The 20,221-nt window shown below is 64.8% G+C and carries 20 protein-coding genes; 9 read left to right on the top strand and 11 right to left on the bottom strand.

Features of this window, described 5'->3' with window-relative positions; genetic code table 11:
• Nucleotides 1-10: 10 nt before the first annotated feature.
• From UP06_RS12055 to UP06_RS12045, 3 genes are all read left to right on the top strand, one after another.
• Entirely contained in the window at nucleotides 11-967 is a 957-nt protein-coding gene (locus tag UP06_RS12055) for a carbohydrate ABC transporter permease (protein WP_045002789.1), read from the top strand.
• Nucleotides 960-1,856 (top strand): carbohydrate ABC transporter permease, encoded by an 897-nt coding sequence (locus UP06_RS12050; RefSeq protein WP_045002788.1) that lies wholly within the window; start codon nucleotides 960-962, stop codon nucleotides 1,854-1,856. Before UP06_RS12055 ends, UP06_RS12050 begins: the two co-directional genes overlap by 8 nt.
• Before the next feature lie 84 nt (nucleotides 1,857-1,940).
• Nucleotides 1,941-3,296 carry an esterase-like activity of phytase family protein gene (locus UP06_RS12045; RefSeq protein ID WP_045002787.1) on the top strand — a complete coding sequence of 452 codons (1,356 nt, stop codon included), beginning with the start codon at nucleotides 1,941-1,943 and terminating at the stop codon, nucleotides 3,294-3,296.
• A 127-nt stretch (nucleotides 3,297-3,423) separates the two neighbouring features.
• Here the strand turns inward: UP06_RS12045 and UP06_RS12040 are convergent, their stop codons facing one another.
• The 6 genes from UP06_RS12040 to UP06_RS12015 all read right to left on the bottom strand — a co-directional run bounded on the left by UP06_RS12040 (nucleotide 3,424) and on the right by UP06_RS12015 (nucleotide 8,820).
• Complete coding sequence (locus tag UP06_RS12040) at nucleotides 3,424-4,254, bottom strand: TonB family protein (RefSeq protein WP_045002786.1); 831 nt, start codon at nucleotides 4,252-4,254, stop codon at nucleotides 3,424-3,426.
• Nucleotides 4,254-4,703: a TonB system transport protein ExbD gene (gene exbD, locus UP06_RS12035; RefSeq protein WP_045002785.1), complete on the bottom strand. Its 450-nt coding sequence runs from the start codon at nucleotides 4,701-4,703 to the stop codon at nucleotides 4,254-4,256. The genes UP06_RS12040 and exbD overlap by 1 nt, the downstream gene beginning before the upstream one ends.
• 3 nt (nucleotides 4,704-4,706) lie before the next feature.
• Nucleotides 4,707-5,480, bottom strand: a complete 774-nt coding sequence (gene exbB / locus UP06_RS12030) for a tonB-system energizer ExbB (protein ID WP_045002784.1) — start codon at nucleotides 5,478-5,480, stop codon at nucleotides 4,707-4,709.
• A gap of 27 nt (nucleotides 5,481-5,507) precedes the next feature.
• On the bottom strand, nucleotides 5,508-6,011 hold the full coding sequence (gene hutX / locus UP06_RS12025) for a heme utilization cystosolic carrier protein HutX (protein ID WP_045002783.1): 504 nt from the start codon (nucleotides 6,009-6,011) through the stop codon (nucleotides 5,508-5,510).
• A 29-nt stretch (nucleotides 6,012-6,040) separates the two neighbouring features.
• On the bottom strand, nucleotides 6,041-6,373 hold the full coding sequence (hmuQ, locus tag UP06_RS12020) for a heme-degrading protein HmuQ (RefSeq protein WP_045002782.1): 333 nt from the start codon (nucleotides 6,371-6,373) through the stop codon (nucleotides 6,041-6,043).
• 98 nt (nucleotides 6,374-6,471) lie between these two features.
• On the bottom strand, nucleotides 6,472-8,820 hold the full coding sequence (locus UP06_RS12015; RefSeq protein WP_082081371.1) for a TonB-dependent hemoglobin/transferrin/lactoferrin family receptor: 2,349 nt from the start codon (nucleotides 8,818-8,820) through the stop codon (nucleotides 6,472-6,474).
• A gap of 263 nt (nucleotides 8,821-9,083) precedes the next feature.
• Between UP06_RS12015 and UP06_RS42015 the strand changes: the two genes are divergently transcribed.
• The 4 genes from UP06_RS42015 to UP06_RS11995 are packed head-to-tail and all read left to right on the top strand — an operon-like array spanning nucleotide 9,084 to nucleotide 12,138.
• On the top strand, nucleotides 9,084-9,290 hold the full coding sequence (locus UP06_RS42015) for a hemin uptake protein HemP (RefSeq protein ID WP_045002780.1): 207 nt from the start codon (nucleotides 9,084-9,086) through the stop codon (nucleotides 9,288-9,290).
• A gap of 6 nt (nucleotides 9,291-9,296) precedes the next feature.
• Nucleotides 9,297-10,250 carry a heme/hemin ABC transporter substrate-binding protein gene (locus tag UP06_RS12005; protein WP_045002779.1) on the top strand — a complete coding sequence of 318 codons (954 nt, stop codon included), beginning with the start codon at nucleotides 9,297-9,299 and terminating at the stop codon, nucleotides 10,248-10,250.
• On the top strand, nucleotides 10,247-11,338 hold the full coding sequence (locus tag UP06_RS12000; protein WP_045002778.1) for a FecCD family ABC transporter permease: 1,092 nt from the start codon (nucleotides 10,247-10,249) through the stop codon (nucleotides 11,336-11,338). Before UP06_RS12005 ends, UP06_RS12000 begins: the two co-directional genes overlap by 4 nt.
• On the top strand, nucleotides 11,335-12,138 hold the full coding sequence (locus UP06_RS11995; protein ID WP_045002777.1) for a heme ABC transporter ATP-binding protein: 804 nt from the start codon (nucleotides 11,335-11,337) through the stop codon (nucleotides 12,136-12,138). Before UP06_RS12000 ends, UP06_RS11995 begins: the two co-directional genes overlap by 4 nt.
• Here UP06_RS11995 and UP06_RS11990 read toward each other — a convergent pair.
• Nucleotides 12,135-13,817, bottom strand: coding sequence for a mucoidy inhibitor MuiA family protein (locus UP06_RS11990; protein ID WP_045002776.1), 1,683 nt, complete (start codon nucleotides 13,815-13,817; stop codon nucleotides 12,135-12,137). The genes UP06_RS11995 and UP06_RS11990 overlap by 4 nt on opposite strands.
• 187 nt (nucleotides 13,818-14,004) lie before the next feature.
• Nucleotides 14,005-14,625 carry a response regulator transcription factor gene (locus UP06_RS11985; protein ID WP_045002775.1) on the bottom strand — a complete coding sequence of 207 codons (621 nt, stop codon included), beginning with the start codon at nucleotides 14,623-14,625 and terminating at the stop codon, nucleotides 14,005-14,007.
• 201 nt (nucleotides 14,626-14,826) lie between these two features.
• On the opposite strand from UP06_RS11985, the gene UP06_RS11980 reads away from it, so the two are divergent.
• Nucleotides 14,827-15,864 carry an AraC family transcriptional regulator gene (locus UP06_RS11980; protein WP_045002774.1) on the top strand — a complete coding sequence of 346 codons (1,038 nt, stop codon included), beginning with the start codon at nucleotides 14,827-14,829 and terminating at the stop codon, nucleotides 15,862-15,864.
• Nucleotides 15,865-15,912: 48 nt separating this feature from the next.
• On the opposite strand, the gene UP06_RS11975 is transcribed toward UP06_RS11980, so the two are convergent.
• The 3 genes from UP06_RS11975 to UP06_RS11965 form a co-directional block, all read right to left on the bottom strand.
• Nucleotides 15,913-16,548 (bottom strand): GNAT family N-acetyltransferase, encoded by a 636-nt coding sequence (locus UP06_RS11975; RefSeq protein WP_045002773.1) that lies wholly within the window; start codon nucleotides 16,546-16,548, stop codon nucleotides 15,913-15,915.
• 19 nt (nucleotides 16,549-16,567) lie between these two features.
• Entirely contained in the window at nucleotides 16,568-17,218 is a 651-nt protein-coding gene (locus UP06_RS11970) for a 3-oxoacid CoA-transferase subunit B (protein ID WP_045002772.1), read from the bottom strand.
• Nucleotides 17,219-17,292: 74 nt separating this feature from the next.
• Nucleotides 17,293-18,000, bottom strand: coding sequence for a CoA transferase subunit A (locus tag UP06_RS11965; RefSeq protein ID WP_045002771.1), 708 nt, complete (start codon nucleotides 17,998-18,000; stop codon nucleotides 17,293-17,295).
• Between the two features lie 274 nt (nucleotides 18,001-18,274).
• Between UP06_RS11965 and UP06_RS11960 the strand changes: the two genes are divergently transcribed.
• Nucleotides 18,275-20,167, top strand: a complete 1,893-nt coding sequence (locus tag UP06_RS11960) for an AsmA family protein (RefSeq protein ID WP_045002770.1) — start codon at nucleotides 18,275-18,277, stop codon at nucleotides 20,165-20,167.
• The last annotated feature ends 54 nt before the right edge of the window (nucleotides 20,168-20,221 follow it).

The raw sequence follows: 20,221 nt of genomic DNA, 5'->3' as shown, positions 1-20,221 counted from the left end.
CAACGACCCGATGTCCGTGACCACACTCCCCTCCCCGGCCCTTGCACAGCGGCAACCGTCGTGGCTGGTGCGCCTGTTCGACTACAAACCGTTCCTGATCGTGATGTGCCTTGCGCCTGCGATCGGGCTGCTCGCGGTGTTCCTGACCTATCCGCTCGGCCTCGGCATCTGGCTCGCCTTCACCGACACCACGATCGGCCGGCGCGGCGTCTTCGTGGGATTTGAGAACTTTCAGTACCTGCTCACGGATCCGCTGTGGTGGGGCGCGGTGTTCTACAGCGTGTTCTACACTGGCGTTGCGACCTTCGGGAAGTTCGCGCTCGGCTTCTGGCTGGCGCTTCTGCTCAACAACCATTTCCCGTTCAAGAGCCTGCTGCGTGCGATCGTGCTGCTGCCCTGGATCGTGCCGACGGTGCTCTCGGCGCTGGCGTTCTGGTGGATCTATGATCCTCAATTCTCGATCATCTCCTACCTGCTGGTCGACGTGCTGCATTGGCGAACGACCAATATTGACTTCCTCGGCTCGCCCTGGCCGGCGCGCTTTTCGCTGATCGTCGCCAACATCTGGCGCGGCATTCCCTTCGTCGCGATCTCGCTGCTGGCGGGCCTCCAGACCATCTCGCCCTCGCTCTACGAGGCCGCGATGCTCGACGGCGCCAGCGCCTGGCAGCGCTTCCGCTACATCACCTTCCCGATGATGATGCCGATCCTCGCCATCGTCATGACCTTCTCGATCATCTTCACCTTCACCGACTTCCAGCTCGTCTATGCCATCACCCGCGGCGGGCCGGTGAACTCGACCCATCTGCTCGCGACGCTGGCCTTCCAGCGCGGCATCGCCGGCGGCGAGCTCGGCGAGGGCGCCGCCATCGCGGTGTCGATGATCCCGTTCCTGGTGTTCGCAACGCTGTTCTCCTATTTCGGCCTGGCGCGCCGCAAATGGCAGCAGGGAGAGGCCAATGACTGACACCGTCGCGCAACCTGCCTCCGTCGCGAGGGCGGCGCCCGACACCATGGCCTGGGATTCCGGGTTGCGGCGGCTGATGATGATCTATTTGCCGCTCGGCTGCTTCGTGCTGATCCTGCTGTTTCCGTTCTACTGGATGGCGATCACGTCGTTCAAGCCGAACGCGGAGCTGATGAATTACAAGGAGCACAACCCGTTCTGGATCACCTCGCCGACGCTTGCTCACATCAAGCATTTGCTGTTCGACACCGCCTATCCGCGCTGGCTGTGGACGACCATGCTGGTGGCGATCGGCTCGACCACGCTGTCGCTGTTCGCGAGCACGTTAGCTGCCTACGCCATCGAACGCTTACGCTTCCGCGGCAGCCCCTATGTGGGCCTCGGCATTTATATGGCCTACCTCGTGCCGCCGTCGATCCTGTTCATCCCGCTCGCCACCGTCGTGGTGCAGTTCGGCCTGTTCGACTCACCGCTTGCCCTGATCCTGGTCTATCCGACCTTCCTGGTGCCGTTCTGCACCTGGCTCCTGATCGGCTATTTCAAATCGATCCCCTATGAGCTCGAGGAATGCGCGCTGGTCGACGGTGCGACCCGGCTTCAGATCCTGCGCCGGATCACGCTGCCGCTGGCCGTGCCCGGCCTGATCTCGGCCGGCATCTTCTCCTTTACGCTGTCCTGGAACGAGTTCATCTATGCGCTCGCCTTCATCCAGAGCGGCGCCAACAAGACCGTGCCGGTCGCGATCCTGACCGAACTCGTCACCGGCGACGTCTACCAGTGGGGCGCACTGATGGCGGGCTCGCTGCTCGGCTCGCTGCCGGTTGCGATCTTCTACTCGCTGTTCGTCGATTACTACGTCTCCTCGCTGACCGGCGCGGTCAAGGAGTAGCCGGCGCCTGCGGCGTTTGGCCCGGTTTCACAAAACTGCAATGTGCGGTCCGCATAAGACGGCCTCCGTTAACAGGAGACGCACATGCGCGCGACTTTTCTCAGCACCGTCGCAACGATCATTCTCATCGCGAGCCCGGCGCTCGCGCAGAGCGAAGGCGAATTCCCCGCCAAGCTCGCCGGCCACGTGGTGATGCCGGCCGCGACCTTCATTGACGCGCCGGCTGACGCGCCCGCCGATCTCAAGACCTCTGGCAAATACACCACCGGCAAGCGCGTCGACGCGCTCGGTACCGTGATGGGCAAGTCCTTTGAGCGCCCGACCGGCATCTCGCTGCCGTTCAAGGGCCAGCCGCTCCAGGGCCATTCCGGCATCAAGAAGATGCCGGACGGCAGCTTCTGGGTCATCACCGACAACGGCATGGGCGCGCGCGCCAACTCGCCGGACTCGATGCTGTATCTCAACCGCTACAAGATGGATTGGGCCGGCGGCAAGATCGAGCGGCAGGAGACCATCTTCCTGCACGATCCCGACAAGAAGGTGCCGTTCCGCATCGTTCACGAAGACACCCAGAAGCGCTACCTCACCGGCTCCGATTTCGATACCGAAGGCTTCCAGATCATCGGCGACACCTTCTGGATCGGCGACGAGTTCGGCCCCTATGTCCTGAAGGCCGACAGGACCGGCAAGATCCTTGGCGTGTTCGAGACCATCGCCGACGGCAAGCCGGTGCGCTCGCCCGATCATTGGGCGGTGGGGACGCCGGGCGCACCGGGCGCGACCTACACCAACGTCAACCTGCGCCGCTCCAAGGGTTTTGAGGGCTTTGCCTCGTCCAAGGACGGCAAGTTCCTCTATGGCCTGCTCGAGGGCCCGCTGTGGGATGCCGACAAGAAGGACTGGGAGCGGGTCGACGGCAAGGAAGCCTCCCGCATCCTCGAATTCGACGTCGCCGCGGAGAAGTTCACCGGCCGCTACTGGCAGTATGTGTTCGAGCAGAACGGCAACGCCATCGGCGACTTCAACATGATCGACCCGAGCGCCGGCCTCGTCATCGAGCGCGACAACGGCGAAGGCACGCCCGACAAGGCCTGCCCGCAAGGCACCCGCGGCGACAACTGCTTCCCTGATGTTGCCAAGTTCAAGCGCGTCTACAAGATCGAGCTGACAGAGGCCAATGTCGGCAAGCCCGTGCGCAAGATCGGCTATATCGACCTGTTGAAGATCAGGGATCCCGACAAGAAGGCGCGCAAGCCGCTCAATGACGGCGTCTACACCTTCCCGTTCTTCACCATCGAGAACGTCGATCGGGTCGACGACACCCACATCATCGTCGGCAACGACAACAATCTGCCGTTCTCGTCCAGCCGCGATCCCAACAAGGCCGATGACGACGAGTTCATGCTGCTCGAGGTGGCGGATTTTCTGAAGGCGAAGTAAGCAACTCTCTCACCACGGTCATCGCCCGGCTCGACCGGGCGATCCAGTACGCCGCGGCGGTCGTGTGATGCGGAAACGCCGCGGGGTACTGGATGCCCCGCTTTCGCGGGGCATGACAGCGGTGGGCTTACCTCACCGTAAACTCCACTGGAATCGTAAAGCTCATCGCGCCGTTCTTGATCTCGTCCGGGATCGGCGGAAACGGCGAGGCCTGGCGGACCATCGACATAGCCTGGGCATCGAACGCGGCGACGCCCGACGAGCCGCCGAGACGGCTGGACGTGACTTGCCCACCGCGGCTGAGGGTGAAGCTCAGCCTGGCAACGCCGCGCGCACCGCCGCCGCTGGACGGATATTGGTGGAAGCGCATCAGATGCGCGCGGACGCGCTGATTGTACGACGCGATGATTGACGCCACCGCGCCTGCGCTCATCGCAGATGCCATCGGCGCCTCGCGCTCGGCGCGCGGCGGCGCGCTGGTGCGCGGCGCAGGGATTGCTTCCGACGGCGTCCTGGCCTCGCGACGAACAATCTTCGGCTTCGCCGACGCGGTCTTTTCGACCGGCACGATCCTGGCTGGCTCAGGTTTGGCCGGCGTCGGCTCCAACTTGTGCTCCGGCGACGCCACCACCTCCGGCTTCTCCTGCGGCGGCGTCGGCGCGATTGTTTCCTCGACGGCCTGTTGCTGCACGGGCTCCGGCGGCGAGGCGTCGGCCGCCTGCATCAGTGGTCCCGGCGCGACATCGTCCCGTGTCGGTTGCGGCGCCGACGTCGCCGGCGCCATGTCGACCATGATCGCCGGCAGGCTGACGCCGAGCTCCGGTTGCGATCTGAGCCAGCTCATCGCAAGCACCGCGGCGGCAACATGCAACGCCACGATCACCGCGCCCGATACGCCCCAGCGCGCGGTTTCGCGTTCGCCAAGCGGCTGGTGCAGGGCAAAGGCGTTCGCGGCCATCAGCTGCGTCCGTCGAGGCCGACCAGCGCGACCTTGAGGTAGCCGGCATTGCGCAAGGTATTCATGACGTCCATCAGGTCGCCATAGCTCACAGCCTTGTCGGCGCGCAGATAAATGCGCTCGTCCTTGCGGCCCTTGGTGGCGGCATCGAGCGAGGAGCCTAGCCCATCTCGGGCCACGACATCTTCGCCCACGGCGATCGAGAGATCCGGCTTCACGGTGACGAAGATCGGCTGGTCGGGCCGTGGCGCCGGCTCGGCGGCGGTTGCGGGCAGGTCGACACCGATGTCGACGGTAGCGAGCGGCGCTGCCACCATGAAGATGATCAGCAGCACCAGCATCACGTCGATGAAGGGCGTGACGTTGATCTCGTGGGTAACGTCGAGGTCATCAGGCGCGCCGCGCGACCTGAGTCCAGATAGCGAACGTCCGCCGAGCTTCGCGGCCATGGCCTACTCCGCCGCCCGCGACAAGCGGAAGTCACGGTGGTCGCGCTGGCGGCTGACCAGCAGCATAAGCTGCGCCGAGGCGTCACCGAGCAGCGCACGGTAATTGGTGATGCCGCGGACAAGATGATTGTAGATCACCACCGCCGGGATCGCGGCGACGAGGCCGAGCGCGGTGGCGAGCAGCGCCTCCGCGATGCCGGGCGCGACCACGGCGAGGCTCGTGGTGTGGCTCTCGGAAATGCCGATGAAGGAATTCATGATGCCCCAGACAGTGCCGAACAGGCCAACAAACGGCGCGGTGGCGCCGATGGTCGCAAGCACGCCGGTGCCGCGCGCGATCTGCCGCGACATCGCCGCCTCGACCCGCTCGAGCCGCAGCGCCACCCGCTCCTGAAGGCCGTCGTCGAGGATGCCGCCGGAGAGCTCCGCTTCCTTCGCGCAGGACTGAATGAGCTGAGCCACCGCATCGTGTGCCTCACCGATCCGCTCGGCCGCCTCAGCCAGCTTCATATTGCCTTCGAGTGCGCGTGTGCGCTTGAGGGCAAGCGCGCCCTTGCGGCGCAGCTCGATGGTTTTGGCCAGCCACACTGTCCACGTCACCAGTGAGGCGCAGGCCAACCCGATCATCACCGCCTTCACGACAACGTCGGCGCTGACGAACATACCCCAGGGCGACAGATTGCGCGGCAACAGCGCTTCGTCCGTCGCGGCGAAGGCCGATGCCGGCGCGAACGCGATCGTTACGATCACGTGCCGAAGCCAAAATTTGCCCTGCATCCTGATCTCCCGACAGATAGAAAGAAGCTATGCCGCGATACGGTCCGCAAGCTGCCGGAACCGCGCGAGCTGGTCCGCACGCAGCGCCCGGGTCTCGTCGCGGCCGACGAAGACCTTGAACATGATGCCGCCGTCGGCATTGACGAACGCCACGAAGGCCGAGTTCTTGCCCATGAAGGGACGCTCGACAAAAGCAACGGCCGCGCAGCGCTCGTGACGGAGATGGCCGTGCAATCCCTTCGGCTGCATCAGGTTGAAATAGCCGCGGCCGATCTCGCCCGCGGGAATGCTGCCTGTGAACTCGAAGATCGCATCATCCGTGTGGATAATCAGCGTGACTTCGCCCCACGCGGCGATGTCCTGCATGGCGGCGGCGAAATGCTCGCCGGCGCCTATGCGCACCATCGACAACGGCAGCGCCTCGATCACGGCGCGCGGCGAGACCTTGCGCTCGCGCGCGACGTCCTCGATCACCGCGCCGGGATTGTCGGCCATATACGCCCTGAGATCGGCGAGATCGGTGCTCAGCATGTCCGGCTCCTCTCGTGCTTCACGCGGCGTCAAGCCGCCGCGGCCTTGCGTTCGCTCTGGATCACCTCAAAGCCCTCGAACTTGGGATGGCCGAGATAGAGGCTCTCGCCGGTCGGATTGTCGGCGCGGGCATGGGCGCGGCGAAACTGGTCCGAGCGCGTCCAGGCCTCGAACGCGGCCTTGTCGACCCAGGTGGTGTGCGAGGAATAGAGCGTGTGGTCCTCGGCCTCCGGGCCCTTCAACAGATGAAACTCGACGAAGCCCGGCATGCTGCCGAGATAGGATTCGCGGGTGGCCCAAACGGTTTCGAACGCGGTCTCCGCGCCCTTCTTCACCTGAAAGCGGTTCATGGCGATGAACATAAGAGTCTCTCCTTCTGATCTAGACGGAAACGCGCCGAGGCCGCGCTGGAGCATCAGCGCGGTCCGGCGGAGATTGGCGGTGTTGCGATGCCTTCCGGCTACGCACCTCCGAAGTGAATCTTCAAGCCGGCCTTGTAGACCCGGCCCGGTCCGGGGCTCGACCACAGCACGTCATTCTGCGTGGTGCCGTCGGTCGAGCTGCCAGGAATGGCGTAGGGCCGGTAGTACTGGTTCAAGAGATTGTCGATCGAGGCCGAGAACACGATGTCCTTGGTCGCGTTGTAAGTCAGGTACAGGTTCACCAGCTCGTACCCCGTCGCAGGCAGATAGCCGGCGGGCACGTCATTGTTGGGACCGAACGAGGCCCACTGCGCGGTCAGGATCAGCGTGCGATCGAGCAGGCGGACACCGCCTGTCGTGACGACCTTGCGCGGCGTGATGGTCGCGAGCCCGACATTGGTGGCGACGTTCTTGCCCTGGATATAGTGACCGGCAACACCGACGAACCAGTTGCCGGCATCGTACATCGTCTCGGCCTCAAAACCCTGGATACGGGCGCTGGTGATGTTCTGATACTGGTAGAACTGGCTGAACGAACCGAACCCGGTCGGGACCGGCGTCGAGGCGACGAGGTCGATGTAGTCGGAGACGTCGTTGCGGAACAGGTTGATCTTGCCGCGGAACGAGTCCGACGCGGTGAAGATGTTGTCGTATTTCAGGTTGATGCCGACTTCCTTGTTCTTGCCGACCTCGGGGCGAAGATTTGGGTTGGGCAGGAAGCAGAACAGGCCGGAAGTGCCGTCCGGACAGACGAAGAAGGCCGGTCCGCCGCCGGTCGCGTGCGCGCCGGAGATCACAGTCTCGGTGATCGAGGGCGCACGATAGCCCTCGGCATAACTCACATAGGGCTGGAAGCCCGCCACCGGCGTCACGCCGAGCGTGATCTTCGGTGAGAAGCGGTCGCCGCCGGTATTGGTCGTGCCCGACTGCAGATTATAGCGGTCATAACGGATCGCGCTGACAGCCTCGAACCAGGTACTGTAGTTCTGCTTCAGTTGCAGGAAGCCGCCGGACACGGTGCGGATGCCGCTCGGCGTCGTGATGTTGGAATTGCCGCGGCTGTCCGTCGTGATCACGTCGTCCTGGAACGCGTCGACGCCATAGGTCAGCGCATTGCGCCAGTCGCCGACATTGAAGCGCGTGGTATTGTTGGCGTCGAAGCCGACCGTGTTGAGGACATATGCGCGCTTGTCGCCGACGCAGCCCGAAATGTTGTTGCCGAAATTGCCGGCGCCGCAATAGGCCGCGCCCGAGGTCGAATAGTGATAGGTCTTGGTCTGGTCGTTCTCGGTGCGGTTGCCGTAGGCCGACATATGCCAGTCGAATAGATTGTCGCTCGGCAGCGCATAGTTCCATGTAACGGTGCCGGTGTAGTTCTTGGTATCGGAGGCATAGACCGACGAGCCCTGATAGAGCGCGCGCTGGGCCGCGGTCGCCACTGGGCCGGTGTTCATCTGGCCGATCGTGTATTGATAGTCCTGGAAGGTGGCGCCGAACTTGACTTCATGACCTAAGGCTGGCCGCACCGTGACCTTCATCAACCCGGCCTCAACCTGATTACCGGTGTTGCCGATCTCGGTGCCGTTGCCGTCCTTGTAATTGCCTTGCGTGCGGTAGACCGCGCCGCCGAAAATATCGACGTCGGGCGTGGCGCGCACGCCGCCGAACACCGAGCCGAGGCCGCGGCTGTTGTTGGAGCCGTAGGAGCCGGAGAGATCGACACCCCAGCGCTCGCCGGGGCGCAGTACGTCGTTGATATCCTTGGTCCGGAAAGAGACAAGACCGCCGATCGCGCCCGAGCCATAGATGTTGGCGGTCGGACCGCGCACGACGTCAACGCCGCCGATCAATTCAGGATCGAGGAAGAAGGAGCCGTTGGCGTTGTGGCCGGTGCGCTGATAATTCTGCCGCGCACCGTCGACGACGACGGCAACGCGGCCGAAATCCTGCAAGCCGCGGACGTTGATGACGGTCGCAGGATCATCGCCGCGCTCCTGAAACGACACGCCGGGAACGTTGTAGAAGACATCCGACAGCCGGTTCGGCTGGAGCCCCTGGATCTGATCGAGCGACACGGAGCTCACAGGCGCGAGCGCATCGATCGCGCGTTCCTTGGTCTTTGTTGCGGCGACCGTGATGGTGTCGAGTGCCTGAACGGACGCCGTGCCACTCGCCTGGGCGCGAGCATTCATGACGTCGGGCGCAGCCTGCTGCGCGACCTGCGGCCTGGCTTGCTTGCGCTTGGCCTGCTTCGGCCGCTCCGTTGAATTCTGTTCGGCCTGCGGCTGAGCAGTCTGCGCAAGACCGCTCTCCGTCATCATCGCCGCAATTGAAACCACCGACGCGCCCAAAATCAGGACGCGCGAATACCTAGCCCCGTCAGCCATATCACCCCAGCCTGCACTTCACTTTAGTTTTTGGAGTCGTTTGGCTGGCGTGCGCTCGCAAACCGCGAGCGACTGGCTGGCTAATTTTCTCAAGACCCGGGCAAGTTGCCCCGCGCCTTGATTGGTTACGTGGCAACACTCTGACGGTCAATGTCGCGAGGTTGCAGTTTATATCGATTGTAAGTTGCTGCGGTTGGAATGCGCCTGATGCCGCTTATACAGACAGACAGCATCTGAAATTTCGAAAGCGCATCACGGGACCCATGTCAGCCGCATCCGGAGACAACATCGGCGACGCCGGAGGGCACGCGGAAAGCCCTTCTGCAACAACGAGAACCCTGATGATGCGGGGTAACCGGATCGACAGCCGCGAGCTGTTTGCCGCCGAGCGCGAGATATTCATCGCGCATGGCGAGGAGAGCTATCGCCTCCGTCTGACCTCGCAGAACAAGCTGATCCTGACGAAGTAACCTGCAATGACATTTTGTCGCACCCTTACACATGTCCTGCTCGCCGGAACGATCGCACTCGCCTCCGAAGCTCACGCCGCTGGTATCACCGTGCATGATGCGCGCAACCGTGACGTTGCGGTCAACGACTTCGGGCGCACGGTCTCGATCGGCGGCGCCATCACCGAGATCCTCTATGCGCTCGGGCTCGAGAGCCGGCTGGTCGGCGTCGACACCACGAGCCTCTATCCGGCGGCGGCGCTGCACGACAAACCCAATATCGGCTATATGCGCCAGATCTCCGCCGAGGGCGTGCTGGGCCTCAACCCGACGCTGATCCTGGCGATCCAGGGGTCGGGCCCACGCGAGACCATGGACGTATTGGAGACGGCGAAGGTGCCGCTGGTGCTGGTGCCCGAAACCTTCTCCGAGGAAGGTCTCGTCGATAAGATCAGGCTGGTCGGCCACGCCATGGGTGTCGATGCGCGCGCGGAATGCCTGAGCGCCGCGGTCGGCGCCGATCTCGCCCAGCTCCGCGTACTGCGTGCCAAGGTGACCAAGCCGGTGCGAGTGATGTTTGTCATGTCGCTTCAAAACGGGCGGGCGATGGTCGCCGGCCACAAGACCGCCGCGGACGAGATCATCCAGCTCGCGGGCGCCGCCAACGCCGTCGACGATTACGACGGCTACAAGATCATCGGCGACGAGGCGATCGTGGCGGCGAAGCCCGACGTGGTGCTGTCGATCGAACGCGGCAAGGATTCGCTCCAGGCCGACGCGATTTATACGCATCCCGGCTTTGCCCTGACACCGGTCGCGGCCAACAAAAGCTTTGTCACGATGGACGGGCTTTATCTGCTCGGCTTCGGGCCGCGCACCGCGGCGGCCGCGCGCGACCTGTCCGTGAAACTCTATCCGGCACTGGTCGACCAGAGCGGTACTTTCTCGTCGGCCTTGTCGGCGGCGAATTGCCGGCAATGAGCGTGGCGACCGGAACGGAAGCGCGGAGCCTGCGACGAAGCACGGGACGGCGATCCGCATCGTTGGCGATGTCACTTCTCCTCGCGGCGCTCGCAGCCATCGCGATGATCGCGCTGACAGTAGGGGCGGCCGGCATTCCCATCTCCCGATTGCCGGCCGCACTCGGCTTTGCCCCGGACGGCACCGCGAATGCGCTGATGGCCCGCGACCAGCTCGTGCTGTGGTCGATCCGCATCCCCCGGATTGCCGCGACCGCAACGGTCGGCGGCCTGCTCGCAGCCGCCGGCGCGATCATGCAGGGACTGTTCCGCAACCCGCTCGCCGATCCCGCGCTGGTCGGCGTCTCCAGCGGCGGCGCGCTCGCGGCGGCAAGCGCGATCGTCTTCACCGATTCGCGCTTCGGCGAGCCGTTGCGCTTTCTCCAGACTGAACTGCTGCCGCTTGCGGCCTTTGCAGGCTCGCTCGCAACGACTGCGATCCTCTACGGCATCTCCAGCCGCGCCGGCAAAACCTCGATCGCGATATTCCTGCTCGCCGGCGTCGCCATCACGGCCATCACCAATGCCGGCATCGGCCTGCTCGTCTTCATCGCCGACGACCGCCAGCTTCGCGACATTACGTTTTGGCTGCTGGGCTCGATGAGCGGCGCGACCTGGACCAAGGCTGCGATACTAGCGCCAGTTCTCGCAGCAGGGTTGGCTGCCTGCGCCTTCATCGCGCGCGGCCTCGATCTGCTGGTGCTTGGCGAAGCCGACGCCTTTCACGGCGGCGTCGACGTCGAGCGTCTGAAGCGGATTTCGATCGTCATGGTCTCAGCGATGACCGGCGTCGCGGTGTCGATCAGTGGCGTCATCGGCTTCGTCGGCATCGTCGTGCCGCATCTGCTGCGCCTCATCATCGGACCTGCACATCGCCTGCTGCTGCCGGCCTCGACGCTGCTCGGCGCGATCCTGATGGTCGGCGCCGACACGCTGGCGCGCACCATCGTGGCGCCGGCCGAGATACCGATCGGTATTTTGACCGCGGCCGTCGGCGCGCCGGTCTTCCTGGGGATTTTGCTGCGGCAGCGCGGGCTCGCCTCGCTATGAGCGCCGTGATCGAAGCGCACGCTTTGACCAAGCGCGCCGGGCGCGCGACGCTGCTCGATGGCGTCGGCCTGACCGTCAACGCGGGCGAGATGGTCGCCATCATCGGTCCGAACGGCGCCGGCAAGTCGACGCTGCTACGGCTCTTGTCCGGCGATCTTCGACCGAGCCAGGGCGAGGTGCGGCTGAAGCAGCGCGATATCCGCAGTTTTGCGCCACGCGAACTCGCCGCGCGCCGCGCGATGCTGTCCCAGCACGTCAACGTCACCTTCCCCTTCACCGTCGAGGAAATCGTGCTGATGGGCGCGGGCGACCGCAGCCCGCGCGATGCAGGACGGCTGGTTGACGCCGCACTGCATGAGGTTGGCCTCGAACATTTTCGCGACCGGCAATTGCCGACGCTGTCCGGCGGCGAGCAGCAGCGCACCCATTTCGCTCGCGTGCTGGTGCAGCTTGCCTGCGGCGAAGCCGAGCACGGACCCGGGCTTTTGCTGCTGGACGAGCCGACATCGAGCCTCGATCTACGCCACCAGATCGACCTGGTCGAAGCGGCACGCAGGCGCGCGGCAGGTGGCACGGCGGTGATCGCGATCCTGCATGATCTCAATCTCGCGATCCGCTTCGCCGACCGCCTCGTCGTGCTGAACAGCGGCCGGCTCGCTGCCGACGGCCCGCGCGCTGAGATCGTCACGCGCGAGATCATCCGCGACATCTTCGAAATCGACGCCGTCGTCCATCAGGCCGACGACGGCGTGCCTTACGTGCTGCCACAGTCGATGAGCGCGGCGGCGCCAGGGATCTAGCCCGACGGCACGATCACCATGCTCTTGTCCTTCGGCCAGCGGACGCGCCAGGCGAAGTTGATATCCTTGACCTCGCCGGGCTTGGCGTCGAACGACCATTCCAGCACGCCGCGCTTGTCACGGATGTCCTTTGCCGTGGGCGACGTGGTCGAGGGCAACATTTCGACGACGATGTCCTCGTTCTCGCTGACCGGCAGCTGATCCTCGACCGCCACACGAATCGGGAAGTCGTGACCGTTGCGGATCGTCGTCTTGAACGAACGCTCGTCGGTCTTCGACGTCGTGACCAGCAGGCCCGCCGAGCCTTCGTTGCGCTTGAGCACGGCGCGCTCGACCTTGACCTTGTCGTCGGCGCCGAAGCCGAGCCGTACGATATCGTCCTTGGCCGAGGCCGAGAGCTTGCCACGGCCGACAAAAACGCCGTCGCGATAGATCGCGACCTTGCCCGGCAGCAACGTCGTGTCGTCAGTCTGCTTGAAGCTGGCTTCGAGGAAGGCGGTCGGGTCCAGCACCGGTGCGGCGCGCACCGCGAGATCCGCGGGCACGCTCATGGAGGCGATGCGCAGGCTCTTGGCGCCCTCGGCGGCGCCGAGGCTGACGCGGCCGGGAATCCTGAAGGTGGCCTGGAAGTCGCCGATCTCGGCGGTTGCCTCTTGCTCCGCAATGACCGTTCCTCCACCAAATTTGAACTGCTGGGTTTGCGCAGGCTCCGCGGCAGGCGCCGGCACCAGCGCGGAGCGCAAGCGCGCACTGTCCGACATCGAGCCCGCCGCCATCGGCTTTGGCACCTGCGGATATTGCGCCACCAGCGAGCCCAGCTCCGGCGCGCTGCCGCCACGGGCGATACGGACCGTGGAAACGCCAAGCGTGACGTTGGACCAGTCTTCGCCAGTCGATTGCGTGACCTCGGCGCGGCGGACCAGCTCGAGTTGCGGCTTGCGGTCTTTGGCGCCGGTATCGAGCCGGGCGTCATAGAGCGGCAGCCAGCGCGCATTGCGCACGGCGTAAGTGACTCGCAGCGTCGCCTTCGTCGCGGCTGCCGAGGCGACGTCGATCCGCACCTCCAACTTGCTCGGCGGCTTGGCGGACCGGTCGGCTTCGAGTTGCGCGATCTGGCGATCGAGCTCGCGCTGCTTTCGCGCCGCGTCGCGGATCGCAGCGTCGGCAGTCGCGATCTCCTCGGCAACCGCGGCAAAGGCCGCGCGCCATTCGGTGATCGGCCGCGCCTCGCCCTTGTCGCCGAGGCCGGCAGGGGAGGCTTCGGCAAAATGCTGCGCGAACTTGCGCCGGGCGGCGGCAGAGTCGATCGCGCCTTGCAAATCGGCGCGCTGATCCCTGAGCGCCTCGATGCGCTGGTCGAGCTCGGGCAGATTGACGGGAGGAGCCGCACGCGGCGGCCGCGCATCGATGGTGCCGATGGTGAGCTTGGCGCCCGCCTCACCCTCAACGCGGAGGGAGGACGGATCGAGCGAGAGCGGAAAATCCTTGGCGACCAGCGTGCTGTCTCCGGAGGCGAGGTCCAGCGCGATCACGCGCGTGACGGTCGCGCCATCGGGATAGACGGTGACCGTGTCGATGCTGGATGTGGCATCCACATCGGCCGCCCATAACGGTGAAGCGACCACCGTGGTCACCAGGACCAGGCTCGTCGTCGCCAGACATCTTGCGATCGTGCGCATCAAATTCCTCCCTGCCGATATCGTCGCGCCGCCAGCCGGACGCGCGAAACATGCCACGCCATCGTGGTGAGACGCGGCAGGGAAGGAACCGGTTCGATTGGGGTTTCCGTTGGGCGACGCTGCGGCGGCACCATGGCCGCGGAACGCGTCATCGCGCCGCGGCGAAACCTCGCTTCGGACTCGAACTTCAGACCTGGCTGGGCGAAGCCTGGCCGAAGATGCGACGAAGCAGATCGGTCACGTTTCGCGCACCAGCCTTCTTCAAGATGCTGGCGCGATAGCCTTCGACCGTGCGTGCGCTGAGATGCATGCGCCGGGCGATCTCCTTATTGGTCAGGCCGGCAGCGAGATGTTCGAGCACGTCGCCTTCCCGCAAGGTCAGCGGTTCACAACCGGGCAGCCAGCGCTGCCGGCTCGAATCCGGCTGTGCGGACTCGTCGATCGCGGCATCGATCCGGTCAACGATGTCGCGGGTGCGGAACGGCTTCTCGATGAAGTCGGCCGCGCCGCTCTTGATGGCGTCGACCGCCATGGCGATGCTGCCGTTGGACGAGGTCACCAGGACCGGCGCCATGCAGTTCTCCTCGCGCAGCCGCTTGAGCACGTCGAGAGCGGAGCGATCCGGTGGCATCTCCAGCAGCACGCAGGCCGGCATCCGCGCCTTTGCTTCCGACAACAGCGATGCGCCGTCGGCAAAGCAGATCACGTCATAGGCGCTGTGTTGAAGCGCCGCTGAAAGTTGTTCGCGGGAGGCGGCGTCAGTTTCAATGACGAATACCTCACCCTTGGAAAGCATGTTTCCCGGCATAATTCCGATCCAATAATGTCTTGGTCAAATGGTCCGAGACGGCCGAGGGCCCCATCGCGCCCCGCCGTCGTGAGCACGGCATTCGCGCCAGTGCTTCGGTTTCACTTATGTATGTTCCACCCGGTTCCCGGATTTGACGGATCGGGACAGAAGTTTTACATTTCGGGACATCTGCGGGAATGGCTGGCAGGAACGGTTCGCATGACCGACCTCATTCGCAGCGCGGGCTTGAGCTGTTACCCGGAGGTCGCCCGGTCGGTCGGGCTCGACCCCAGACAAATGATGCGCAAAGTCAGGCTGCCGCTGGCCATCCTCGACAAGCCCGATACGCCCATTGCGGTCACAGCCTTACGTCGCCTGCTCGAATTGTCGGCAGAGGCATCCGGTGCTGAAGATTTTGGCTTACGGCTGGCCGAGCGCGGCGGCCTGACCAACTTTGGCGCGGTCGGCCTGATCGTGCGCGAACAGGCGACCGTCGGCGGGGCGATCGAAGCATTCTCGCGCTTCATCCACGTCCATCATGACGGCATGAAGCTCGACGTCATCCGCGACAAGCAGACCGTGACCATCACGCTGCATCTGCGCGGCCGGCAGCCGACTGCGCCGCGCCAGTCGACCGACATGGCGCTCGGCAGCGTCCACCGCATCATCCAGTCGCTGTTCGGCAGTGACTGGCGGCCGCAAGAGGTGCACTTGCATTATCCGCCGCCGCACGACCGCAAGCGCTACCGCGACTTCTACGGTTGCCGCGTGACCTTCAATGCGGAGGACGATGCGATCCTGTTGTCGGCGCATGACATGGAGCGCCGGATCCCGAGCGCGCATCCCCTCATCGCGAGCTATCTGCGCAAGCGGATCGAGGCGATCGAAACACGACCGGCAAGCTGGGAGGAAAAGGTCGACGAGGTCGTGCGCACCCTGCTCGCCAGCGGCGACTGCTCGGTCGAGCGCGTGGCAGAGCATCTCGCCTGTACACGCCGCACCATCCACCGCCACCTTGCCGAAGCCGGCACCAGCTTCTCGGCGATCCTCGACGCGCAGCGCGCCGATCTGGTGATCCAACTGATCGACGACCCCGACCGGCCGCTGGCCGACATCGCCGTGCAGCTCGGCTTCTCCGCGCAAAGCGCCATGGCCCGCTGGTTCCGCGGTCGCTTCGGCTGCACCATCACGGCATGGCGCAAGGGCGTGCGGCCGCTGGCTAAGGCCGCCGGAGTGCGTTCGGCGACCGCGGCCTGAGCGGATGGGGGCAGCAGGACCCGGACGAGAGCGGCGCGACAACGCCGATCACATCGCCCGCGCGAACATGCGAAAGCCGGGTGCTCCGATGATCGCCTCGAAATCCGGGTCCCGCTTCTCCTCTGCAAAGACAAAACCGGCCTTGGCGTAGGCGCGCTCGGCTGGCTCATTGCCAATCAGGAATGATATCGTCGCCCGGGCAAATCCGGCCGCTCGCCCGGTATCCAGCGCGTGCGCAATCAACGCCTGCACCAGGCCGCGGCCGCGATAAGCGGGATCGGTTGCGACATACTCGATCATCCAGTCGCCCTCGCCACCCTGAACCCAGCACGCGCGTGTATAGGCGCCGCGTTGACGGATCGCTTCCAGTTCAGGCGCAGCAAGCCGGATTGCGGCTGCAACTTCCTCGATCGCGCGCCAAGCTGCCGGTCCCGTACCCGCCGCCGGCACGGCGCAGAGCGCGGCGCCCGGCCTGCCATCGACCTCCGCGACCAGGAATTGCGAGACATGCCACATCGACACCGCGCGTGCGACCGCGACGCACGAGATAAAATCGAGGCACTGTGCTTCTGGCCAGCCGAGCGCAACGTCGAACCAGCCGCGCGACCGATAGCCGCGCTGCGACGACAGGATGGTTCTTGCAATGAAATCGGCGTCGTCGGGACGCGCTGACCGTATCGTCATGCGCGCCCCATTGACGACCTTACGTGTTCTTCAGCGCGACGCGGAATTCGGCTTCGGTCTTGGACTTGACCTCGTCGAGCGAGACGCCGTCGGCGAGCTCGATCAGCGCCATACCGCCGTCACCGTGCTTGTCGATGGTGAAGACGGCGAGATCGGTGACGACCATGTCGACCACGCGCTCGCCGGTCAGCGGCAAATTGCACTGCTTGAGCAGCTTGGCGCCGTCCTTGGCGGAATGCTCCATCACCACGACGACGCGCTTGACGCCGGCGACGAGATCCATCGCGCCGCCCATGCCCTTGACCATCTTGCCGGGGATCATCCAGTTGGCGAGATCGCCGTTCTGGGCCACCTGCATGGCGCCGAGGATCGAGAGATCCATGTGGCCGCCGCGGATCATGCCGAAGGAATCGGCCGAGGAGAAATACGAGGTCGTCGGCAATTCGCTCACGGTCTGCTTGCCGGCATTGATGAGATCGGCGTCCTCTTCGCCCTCATAGGGGAACGGGCCCATGCCGAGCATGCCGTTCTCACTCTGGAGGCTGACATCGACGCCATCAGGGATGTAGTTCGAGACCAGCGTCGGGATGCCGATGCCGAGATTCACGTAGTAGCCGTCACGCAATTCCTTCGCTGCGCGCGCGGCCATCTGTTCACGGGTCCAGGCCATCTTATTCTCCTGAAGTCTTATGTTTGCGCATGATCTTGTCGGAAAACCGGTGCCCACTTCTCCGGATCATGCGCCTAAGCTGCCGTGCGCGGGCGGGTGTTGCGGAATTCGATGCGCTTCTTGGCCGTGCCGACCTCGACGATGCGCTTCACGAAAATGCCGGGCGTGTGGATGTGGTCGGGATTGAGTTCACCAGCGGGAACCAGATGCTCGACCTCGGCCACCGTGACCTTGGCGGCGGTCGCCATCATCGGGTTAAAGTTGCGCGCGGTCTTGCGGTAAATCAAATTGCCGGCGGTATCGCCCTTCCAGGCGTGGACGATGGCGAGGTCGGCGAACAGGCCGCGCTCCATCAGGTACTTCTCGCCGTCGAACTCCTTCACTTCCTTGCCTTCGGCGATCAATGTGCCGACGCCGGTCTTGGTGTAGAAGGCGGGGATGCCAGCGCCGCCGGCGCGGATGCGCTCGGCCAGCGTGCCCTGCGGATTGAATTCGAGTTCCAGCTCGCCGGCGAGGAATTGCTGCGCGAACAGCTTGTTCTCGCCAACATAAGACGAGATCATCTTCTTGATCTGGCGGGTTTCCAAGAGGCGGCTGAGCCCGATGCCGTCGACGCCCGCATTGTTGGAAACCACCGTCAGGCCCTTGACGCCGGAGTCGCGGATTGCATCCGACAGCACCTCGGCGATGCCGCAGAGGCCGAAGCCGCCCGACATAATCATCATGTTGTCCTTGAGAACGCCCTCAAGCGCCGACTTGGCGTCGGGATAGACCTTGTTCATGCAAAAAACCCTCGACTGAGCCGTCAGCTTGCAGGCGTCGCGCCTTATTGGCGGCGATTATTAGGCGAAATCGTCCGAAGCCGTCAATGATACGGGGTTCTCCGTTCCGCGGCCCGGTGGTAGAAGCTGCCCACGCCGTGGGCAGAACCGTCCGCGGCCTTGAAAGCGACAAGAAAACCCATCAAGTTGCGGGGGTTGGGCGAGGGGCGCGCAGGTTTTCCCGCCCCGCCCTCCTGGCTCCAACGACCAACCCGATCAGGACATGCCATTGACCATGGCCCAAGGAATGAAGCGCCTCGGGACGCCGATCGCGGCGCTGCTCGGCGTCGTGCTGATCACCCTGATCGCGACCTCCTGGCTCATCAACCGCGACGCGCTGCGCAAGGCGGTGGAAACCCAGATCCGTGAGGTCACCGGGCTCGAGCTCAGTGTCGCCGGTGCGATCGACATCTCGGTGCTGCCGGCGAGCTATATCTCCTTTCACGACGTCGGCCTGAAGGGCGGCGGCACCAGTGATCCCGCGCTCCATGTCGACGTGCTCACGGCCAATCTCCGGCTGCTGCCGCTGCTGCTGCAACGGTTCGAGATCGCCGACCTGACGCTGTTGCGGCCGCACATTCATGTCAGCCTGAAGCCGGACGGCGAGAGCAACTGGACGCCCTTCATCCAGACCATCGCCCGCACCATGAAGCCCGGCGCCGACAGCCAGGTGTCGTTCTCCGAGATCAGGATCCAGGACGGCGTGCTCAATTACGAGGACGCCGCCACGCACGCCACCGAGCAGTTCGACGACATCGACCTGTCGCTGGCCTGGCCCTCGATCTCGCGCTCCTTTGCCGCGACCGGACAATTCGACTGGCGCGGCGAGCGCGTCGACGGCTCGATTAGCTTTGCCGATTTCGTCGCGGCCCTCTCCGGCGACCGTTCCGGGCTGAAGGCGCGGATCGCCAGCGCCCCGCTCAAGCTCGCCTTCGACGGCAGCGTTGCCAACCGCACCAGTCCGATGATGGAAGGCACGCTCACCATCGACAGCCCCTCTTTGCGCAATGCGCTGCGCTGGACCGGCCAGCCGCAGCCCGGCAGCGGCGGCTTCGGCCGCTTCGCGCTGAAGGCGCGCGCCAATGTCGTCGGCGCCTCGATCGCGCTCACCAACGTCAATGTCGAGCTCGACGGCAACACCGCCGAGGGCGTGATGACCTATGCCAATAACGGCCGGCAGACGCTGCAAGCGACACTCGCCGCCGACGCGCTCGACTTCACGCCCTACATCTCGACCTTCCGTCTGCTCGCAAGCGGCGCGCGCGACTGGAACAGGCAGCTGTTCGATCTCAACGGGCTGTCGACCACCGACCTCGACATGCGCCTGTCGGCGGCGCGACTGACGGTCGGGCCGACAAAGCTCGGCCGCACCGCAATCGGCGCCAATTTGCGCAACGGCACGCTGGCGCTCTCGGTCGGCGAAGCCCAGGTCTATGGCGGCATCGCCAAGGGCTCGTTCGGCATCGCGCGTTCCGACACCGTCGCCGACATCAAGGCGCAATTCCAGTTCATCGATGTCGACCTCCAGGCCTGTGCCTCCGAACTGTTCGGCCTCAACAAGCTGTCCGGCCGCGGCAACATCAACGTGTCCCTCCTCGCCTCCGGCTCAAGCCCGTTCGGCCTGGTGCAATCGCTCGACGGCACCGCCACCGTGACCGGGCATGACGGCGCGATCGCGGGCTTCAATGCCGAACAGCTCCTGAAGCGGCTGGAGCGCCGGCCGCTGTCCGGCGGCGGCAATTTCCGCAACGGCTCGACGCCTTACGACAACCTCACCATCGCGGTGAAATTCTCCGACGGGGTCGCCACCGCCGAGGACATCCGCATCGAAGGACCCGCGGCGAAGATCACGCTGACCGGCACCGCGTCGGTGCCGACGCGTGAATACGACATGAAGGGTGTGGCGAGCCTCAACACCACGTCCGGCTTTCAATTGCCGTTCATGGTGCAGGGTCCCTGGGACGATCCCCTGATCTTCCCCGACCCCGAAAGCCTGATCCGCCAGTCGCCTGCGGCGTCTCCCTTCCTCGACCTCCTGAAGCAGCGCATCACCGGGGGCGGAAAGCGGCAGGCGCCGGCAGAATCGCCGACGGCGGAGAACGCCAAAGAGAACGCAAAGTCCAATTGAGGACAGCCCCGATCGCGCGAATTGATCCGGCCACATTGATGCGGCGATCGCATC

The organism is Bradyrhizobium sp. LTSP857 (assembly GCF_000938285.1).
Classification (GTDB): Bacteria; Pseudomonadota; Alphaproteobacteria; order Rhizobiales; family Xanthobacteraceae; genus Bradyrhizobium.
Note: the sequence above shows the minus strand (reverse complement) of the source record. Positions and strands in the feature narration are given on the sequence as shown.